4 protein-coding genes are annotated in these 6,506 nt (G+C 62.5%); all 4 read right to left on the bottom strand.

All coding sequences use genetic code 11. The features are described 5' to 3' along the window. Positions 1 to 124: 124 nt before the first annotated feature. The 4 genes from RWK44_RS30200 to dnaG all read right to left on the bottom strand — a co-directional run bounded on the left by RWK44_RS30200 (position 125) and on the right by dnaG (position 6,005). Complete coding sequence (locus RWK44_RS30200) at positions 125 to 1,312, bottom strand: glycine C-acetyltransferase (RefSeq protein WP_131664636.1); 1,188 nt, start codon at positions 1,310 to 1,312, stop codon at positions 125 to 127. A gap of 66 nt (positions 1,313 to 1,378) precedes the next feature. After that, the gene (locus RWK44_RS30195; protein ID WP_131664635.1) at positions 1,379 to 2,107 is read right to left on the bottom strand and encodes a class I SAM-dependent methyltransferase; all 729 of its coding nucleotides are present in this window, start codon (positions 2,105 to 2,107) and stop codon (positions 1,379 to 1,381) included. 20 nt (positions 2,108 to 2,127) lie between these two features. After that, positions 2,128 to 3,996, bottom strand: coding sequence for a DNA helicase RecQ (recQ, locus tag RWK44_RS30190; protein ID WP_316029865.1), 1,869 nt, complete (start codon positions 3,994 to 3,996; stop codon positions 2,128 to 2,130). Beyond that, positions 3,996 to 6,005: a DNA primase gene (dnaG, locus tag RWK44_RS30185; RefSeq protein WP_131664633.1), complete on the bottom strand. Its 2,010-nt coding sequence runs from the start codon at positions 6,003 to 6,005 to the stop codon at positions 3,996 to 3,998. Before dnaG ends, recQ begins: the two co-directional genes overlap by 1 nt. Positions 6,006 to 6,506: the final 501 nt, after the last annotated feature.

Below are 6,506 nucleotides of genomic sequence, written 5' to 3'. Positions count from 1 at the left end.
GGCGGCACGGCACGCCGTCCAGATCAATTACCCTTCGCTCACGCTCAGGGTGTCGCTTCGCTCCGCCCCCTCATCTGTCCTGACGGACATCTTCTCCCCGCTGGGGAGAAGGGGGAAGCCTTTCTCAAATCACACCCAATTCCCGCCCTGCCTCGGCAAAGGCCGCGATTGCCCGCTCCACATCCGCCCGCGAATGCGCCGCCGACATTTGCGTGCGGATGCGGGCCTGGCCTTTTGGCACGACGGGGAAGGAGAAGCCGATCACATAGATCCCCTTCTTCAGCATCAGGCTTGCCATATCCTGGGCGAGCTTGGCGTCGCTCAGCATGACGGGAATGATCGGATGGCCTTCGCCGGCAAGCGTGAAGCCGAGCTTGGTCATTTCGCTGCGGAAGAGATCGGCATTGTCCGAAAGGCGCTTGCGCAAGGCATCACCATTTTCGATGAGGTCGAACACCTTGAGCGAGGCGGCGGCGATGACAGGTGCTAGCGTGTTCGAAAACAGATAGGGCCGCGAGCGCTGCCGCAGCCATTCGACGACCTCTGCCTTGGCGGAGGTATAGCCGCCCGAGGCGCCGCCAAGCGCCTTGCCGAGCGTGCCGGTGATGATGTCGATCCGGCCCTCGACACCGCAATATTCCGGCGAACCGCGGCCATTCTTGCCGACGAAGCCGACGGCATGGCTGTCATCGACCATGACCATCGCGCCGTATTTCTCGGCGAGGTCGCAGACGCCGCCCAAATTGGCGATGATCCCGTCCATCGAGAAGACACCGTCGGTGGCGACCAGCTTGAAGCGGCTGCCTTCGGCCTTCTTCAGCTCCTCTTCGAGCGCTGTCATATCGTTGTTGGCGTAGCGGAAGCGCTTGGCCTTCGAAAGCCTGACGCCGTCGATGATCGAGGCGTGGTTCAATGCGTCGGAGATGATCGCGTCCTCTTCCGACAGCAGCGTTTCGAAGAGACCGCCATTGGCGTCGAAGCAGGAGGAATAGAGGATCGTGTCTTCCATGCCGAGGAAGGAGGAGATGCGCGCTTCGAGCTGCTTATGCTCTTCCTGTGTGCCGCAGATGAAGCGCACCGAGGCCATGCCGTAGCCGTATCGGTCGAGCGCCTGCTTGCCGGCCTCGGCCAGTTCCTCGTTGTCGGCAAGGCCGAGATAGTTGTTGGCGCAGAAATTCAGCACCCGCTCGCCGGTGGAAATCGCGATCTCGCCCGCCTGCTTGGAGCTGATGACGCGCTCGGATTTGTAGAGGCCGGCATCCTTCAGCGCTGAGATCTCGTTGCTGAGATGGGAGAGAAATTGCGAGGTCATGGATGGCCTTTCCCAGAGATTTCCATTTGCCCGCCGGGTTAGCATATTGCCGCCGGCTTGTCTTCTTCAGCGCTGGACCGCAATCAGCAGGAACATCGGCCGGTCCATCTCCTCCGCCCAATCTGGATTGTCGTGGAGCTCATCTTCGTTCGGGCTCCACTCCTCGACATGACGAATGGCAAACCCGGCCGCGATCAAGGTGTTGAGCGTGGTGCCGAGCTTGCGGTGCTGCTTGACCACACCCTTGGCGAGCCAGTCGGTGGTGCGCGGACCTTCGACGGAATAGCGGTCGAGCGGCCAGATGCGCAGCCCCTCGGCATCGACTGCCCAGGCGGGATTGGTCGGCGCCATGAAGATTGGATGCTCGATGGTGAAGACGAATTGCGATCCCGGCAAAAGCGCGCGATAGACCGTCGCGGCAAGACCGGCGAAATCCTCGATATAATGCAGCGCCAGCGAGCTGTAAGCGAAATCGAAGGACGCCTCGGCAAGCGTGAGATGCTCGAGATCGGCGATCTCGTAGGTGATCGCAGCATCCGCCGTATCGGCCCCCGCTCTGGCGATCATCTTTTCCGAGATGTCGAGCGCAAGCACGCTTGCAGCACCCTGGCTCACGGCAAAACGCGAAAACCAGCCGAAGCCGCAGCCGAGATCGACAACATGCTTGCCGGCAAGATCGGGCAGCAGCGCGCGCACCGCCGGCCACTCGGATGCTCCGTCGAGCCCGTGCAAGGATCGCCTCATGCCGCTATATCCAGCGAAGAATTCCGGTCGGTCGTAAATATTCTGGGCCATCGGCGCTCCTCCCTTGCCGCTCAGCTGTTGTCCTGCGCCAGGATGATCTCCAGGAAGGCATCGCCATAACGTTCGAGCTTCGCCTGCCCGACGCCTGATATGGCGAGCAATTCCTTGCGGGTGCGAGGCCGCTCCGTGGCGAAGGCGATCAGCGTCGTATCGGGAAAGACGACATAGGGCGGTACGCCGAGCGATTTGGCAATCGCCATGCGCTCGGCCCGTAGCGCCTCGAAGAGACTGCCGTCGGCGCCTGATAGTCCCGATTTGCGCTCGCTGCGCTCCGCTTTCTTCGTTCGCCGTTCCGAGGCCGGGCGGTCCTTGCGGAAGAACACCTGCCGCTCGTGCTTGAAGACGGAGCGCGCCTCCGGCTCCAGCTTCAGCGCCCCGAAGGCCTCGTGGTCGACGCGGATCAATCCCATGGCGAGCAACTGGCGGAAGACCGACTGCCAGACGCGTGCCGGAATATCCTTGCCGGCGCCGAAGACCGGCATTTCGGCATGGCCGAAACGTTCGGTCTTTTCGTTGACGTTGCCGAGGAGGACATCGACGACATGGCCAGCGCCGAAACGCTCGCCGGTGCGGTAGACGGCCGCCAACGCCTTGATTGCCGCGTCCGTGCCCTCCCAGGTCTCGACGGGCTTCAGGCAGGTGTCGCAATTGCCGCAATGGCCGGCATGCGCCTCGCCGAAATGGGCAAGGATCGCCTGGCGGCGGCAGGAGGCGGTCTCGCAGATCGCCAGCAACGCATTGAGCTTGGCGCGTTCGACCCGTTTGATCTCCGCGGCAGCACTGCCCTCGTCGATCATCCGGCCGCGCTGGATGACGTCGGCCATGCCATAGGCCATCCAGACTTCGGACGGCAGGCCGTCGCGGCCGGCGCGCCCAGTCTCCTGATAATAGGCTTCTACCGAGCCCGGCAGGTCGAGATGGGCGACATAACGCACGTTCGGTTTGTCGATGCCCATGCCGAAGGCGACGGTGGCGACCAGGCAAAGGTTCTCTTCTTTCAGGAAGGCATCCTGGTTGGCGTCACGAACCGCCCTGTCCATGCCGGCATGGTAGGCACGGGCGCGAATGCCCTGCCCGTTCAGCCATTCGGCCGTATCCTCGACCTTGGCGCGCGACAGGCAATAGACGATGCCACTGTCGCCCTTGTGGCGGGACAGGAACCGCAGCAGCTGCTGGCGCGGCTGGTCACGCTCGACGATCTCGTAGGCAATATTCGGTCGGTCGAAACTGGTGGTGAAGATTTCGGCAGAATCCAAACCCAGCCGCTCGATCATGTCGTCGCGCGTATGCGGATCGGCCGTCGCCGTCAGCGCCACTCTGGGCACACCGGGATATTGCTCGCCGAGCCGCCCGAGTTCGCGATATTCCGGCCGGAAATCATGGCCCCATTGCGAGACGCAATGGGCCTCGTCAATCGCAAACAGCGCGATCTTCTCGTTGGCGATCAGCTCGCGAAACCCATCGGTCAAAATGCGCTCGGGCGTCACGTAGAGAAGGTCGAGCTGGCCTGCCGAAAGCGCGCGGCGAACCTCGACGAACTCCTCGCGCGACAGCGACGAGTTGAGTGCTGCGGCGCGGATGCCGAGCTGCTTCATCGCCTCCACCTGATCGCGCATCAGCGCGATCAGCGGCGAAACGACGATGCCGACGCCATCGCGGCAGAGCGCCGGGATCTGGAAGCACAGCGACTTGCCGGCGCCTGTGGGAAAGAGCACAACCGCATCGCGGCCGGAAACCACATGCTCGACCACCTGCTGCTGCTTGCCGCGGAAGGAGGAATAGCCGTAGACCTGCTTGAGAATATCGAGCGGCGAGCGGCCGGAAGAAAACAGCGCGCCGGAAGCAGAAAAGCCCGGTTCGTTTCGTTCGGTCAGCGACATCAGTGGTTCGCCGCCCCTTTGACGCGGCCGGAAAGCACGCCGAAGCCATCGATGATGGCCTCCTGGTTCTCAAGGCGCACCCCTTCGAAATGCACTTCCTGCTGCGCGCGCATCAGTTGAACGATCGCCTCGCCGTCACCGGCTTCGGTCGCCAGCGCAATCTCGCGCTCGAGCTCGATCTTCTGCCGGCGCAGCGCCTTCGCCCGCTTGTGGGAAGCCAGTGCCTGCCGGTATCCCTCACGCGCATCCTCCATCGCCGCCTCCTCGGTCGCGATCCACAGCCGGGCATTGCGCACCTGCTGGTCGAGGCTCTTGATGAGCGGGCCGAAGCCTTCGAATTCCAGCCTTTCGGTCAGATATTCGCGCGTCAGATGCGGGCCGGCGACGGCCGCGGCGGCTCCCAGCATCGCCGACCAGAGCCGCTGCAGCTCGCGGCTGTCATAGTCGATCGCGGCGATCTCGTCATAATCGTCGATCATCAGCGAGGGATGATTGACGACGGTCAACGCCAGCACGCTTTCGCGCAGCGCCGTATTGTTCTGGTGGCCGCGCACGGGACCCGAGCGGGCGAGCCTTTCGGAAATGACGCTGGGGCTTTTCGGCCCTGCCTTGCCCGCATTGTCGCGGCCCGTCCGGTAATTGCCGTTGCCGTTGAAGCCGCCGCGGCGATCGCCATTGTTGCGGTTCTGGAACTGCGGCTGGAAGAAGACGTTCAGCCGATCGCGAATATCCTGCTGGTAATGACGGCGGACATTTTCGTCGGCGATGACGGCGACCAGTTGCTTCAGCCGCGCCTCGAGCTCGGCGCGCGCCTCCGGCGTGTCGAACTTGCCGGTATTGACCTCCCGGCTCCACAGCATCTCGGAGAGCGGCTTTGCCTGGCTCATCACCTTGTCGAAAGGCGCGCGCCCGTCATCGCGCACCAGATCGTCGGGATCCTTGCCGTCGGGCAGAAGCGCGAAGCGAACGGAACGGCCGGGCTTCAGATGCGGCAACGCCAGTTCGGCGGCACGATTGGCGGCGCGGATGCCGGCGCCGTCGCCGTCGAAGCAGAGCACCGGCTGCGGCACCATCTTCCAGAGCAGCTCGAGCTGGTTTTCGGTGAGCGCCGTGCCGAGCGGCGCAACGGCATTCTCGATGCCCGCCTGATAGAGCGCGATCACGTCCATATAACCTTCGACGGCGATGATGGTGCCGGTCGCATTGTCGTCCTGAGGATCGCCGCGGCCCGGTCCCTGGATCGCGCGCCGCGCACGGGCGAAATTGTAAAGGACATTGCCCTTGTGGAAGAGCTCCGTCTCGTTGGAGTTCAGGTATTTCGCCGGCGCATCGGCCGACATGGCGCGGCCGCCGAAAGCGATCACCTTTTCCCGCGACGAAAGGATCGGGAACATGATGCGGTCGCGAAAACGATCGTAGGAAACCGGCACGTTTTCATGCACGACCAGACCGCAGGCCTCGATCTGCTCCTTGGAGACACCCTTGCCGGCGAGGAATTCCTTGAGCGCATTGCGGCTGTCGGGCGCAAAGCCGAGGCGGAAGGTCTCGATGGTGCGTCCCGTCAATCCGCGGTCGCGCAGATAGGCGCGCGCCCTCGCCCCATTCGCCGTCTGCAGCTGATCCTGGAAAAATTGGGTCGCCATTTCCATGACGTCGATCAGCGAGCCGCGCTCCTTCTCGCGCTTCTCCATCACAGGATCGGCAAGCGGCATCGGCACGCCGGCCATATCGGCGATCTGCTGCACCGCCTCGGGGAAACTCAGACCTTCAAGTTCCGTCAGGAAGCGGAAATGGTCTCCGGTGACACCGCAGCCGAAGCAATGATAACGGCCCTTGCGGTCCTCGCAGTGAAAGCTCGGCGATTTCTCGCCGTGGAACGGGCAGCAGGCCCAGTAATCGCCGCGCGACACATTGGTCTTGCGTTTGTCCCAGCTCACGCGGCGCGCAATCACGTTCGAAATCGGAACGCGGTCGCGAATATCATCGAGAAAGGTGTTGGAAAAGCGCATCGATACCTCTTGGCCAACCTCCATATAAGCTGCTTTGCCGCTCCATGCCACGAAACTTGTCACGAAAACCCGCTATTCACAGGCTATGTGGCGGTCATCAGCGGCGCCGGTTATCCAATCAACAACGCGTTATCGCCCCCTGCGACAGGGTGCGACATTATTGTCCTTTCAGAGCCGGAATTCCGCCGTCGGGAAAGCTTCGGCAAGAGCGGAGACCTCCAACAAAGATGATAAAAAATCTTTGTGCAACAATGGATTATTCATTCATGTGATTACGCCTCACTAAGCTGCCCGCCACCTCCCGACAGTCCGCCTCGAGGCATCTCAAACCGCCGATTCCGGCAATTATTATTTTTTTGTAATTTGAATAAGCCGCCGCACCGCAATAGGTTCGATCTCAACAAAGCGATCCCCGAGCGAAGCACCATCCCTACCCCCGGCGCCGCTTCGCAAGGGTGCCTTTGCAAATACCCTCCGGCTTGGGCTTCGGCCCTGCGTGCC

The organism is Rhizobium sp. 25PS6 (assembly GCF_032464655.1).
Lineage (GTDB): Bacteria > Pseudomonadota > Alphaproteobacteria > Rhizobiales > Rhizobiaceae > Rhizobium > Rhizobium laguerreae.
This window is presented reverse-complemented; position numbering and strand designations above follow the sequence as displayed.